Source organism: Phocaeicola sp. RTP21198st1_B8_RTP21198_201120 (assembly GCF_040929485.1).
Lineage (GTDB): Bacteria > Bacteroidota > Bacteroidia > Bacteroidales > Bacteroidaceae > Phocaeicola > Phocaeicola dorei.
On record NZ_JBCOCI010000253.1, the window covers coordinates 550 to 1,785 of the forward strand.

Annotated in this window: 2 protein-coding genes; both read right to left on the bottom strand. The window is 48.9% G+C overall.

Features of this window, described 5'->3' with window-relative positions:
* A partial coding sequence (locus AB5935_RS25105) for an efflux RND transporter permease subunit (RefSeq protein ID WP_368327768.1) occupies positions 1-257 on the bottom strand: 257 nt, incomplete at its 3' end.
* A gap of 18 nt (positions 258-275) precedes the next feature.
* The coding region (locus AB5935_RS25110) for an efflux RND transporter periplasmic adaptor subunit (RefSeq protein WP_368327769.1) at positions 276-1,236 on the bottom strand (961 nt) is incomplete at its 5' end.

Below are 1,236 nucleotides of genomic sequence, written 5' to 3' on the forward strand. Positions count from 1 at the left end.
GAATTGGTGGCGGAGGAAGTCATGTAGGTCATGTCTTCCACTCCGTTGATCGCCTCTTCCAAAGGCGCAATAACACTCTTCTGCAATGTTTCCGCACTGGCGCCATAATAGGTGGTACTCACCATAATGGTAGGCGGAGCAATATCGGGATACTGCTCAACGGGCAAGCTGAACAGCCCGATGATACCCACTACGACAATCGTGATAGAGATGACTGCCGATAATACGGGGCGTTCTATAAAGGTTCTTAAATTCATGAATGATTCCTCCTTGGTTTAATTTTCAGTAGTAGTTGCCGGAGACTTCGTTGTTGTCTCTGTTGATGAGGATTGATTAGCATTTGTCACTCCTGCCACTGGAGTTTGAGCAGCCTTTGCCTTGACCGGAGTACCTTCACGAAGCAAACCTACTCCTTCTGCCACGATCACATCTCCCGGTGCCAATCCTTCATCTACAATAAATTCCCGACCGCCATTGACACGGGTCACTTGTACCTGGCTGGATTGAGCCTTGCCGTCCACTACCTTATAGACATATCTCTTATCTTGTATTTCGAAAGTGGCAGCCTGTGGAATGGTCAGCGCAGCTGTTTTTTGAACAGGAACAATCACATTACCCGCACCACCGCTATGCAGCAATCCTTCCTTGTTCGGGAAAACTGCACGCAGGCTGACCGTACCCGTCGAACGGTCGATCACTCCGCTGATAGATTCAATCTGTCCCCGTTCGGAGTAGGCTGACTTATCGTTCAGTTGCAGGTCGATGGCAGGCATATTTTTCAATGCTTCCTCTTTAGAACCGTATTGGCGGATCAGTCCCAGTAATTGGTTTTCCGTCATGGAGAAGTAGACGTACATATCCGAATTGTCGGAAACGGTAGTCAACGGCTGGGCAAGAGCGGAACTAACCAAAGCTCCTACACGGTAAGGCAACGTGCCTACCACTCCGTCGGCCGGACTTTTCACAACCGTATAAGAAAGATTATTGCGGGCACTCACTTCCTGCGCCTTGGCCTGTGCCAACTGTGCTTTGGCAGCCAACAGGGAGTTTTTTGCCGTACTCAAATCGAAAGAGGAAATCACGTTCTCTTTATACAGTTCCTCTTTACTGTCATACGTCAGTTGCGCTGTAGCCAGAGAGGCTTTGGCCGATTCAACGTTTGCGAGTGCCGTCTGAAAAGTAGCTTCATACGGCACTTGGTCGATGATAAACAATGTCTGTCCGTTCTTTACACGC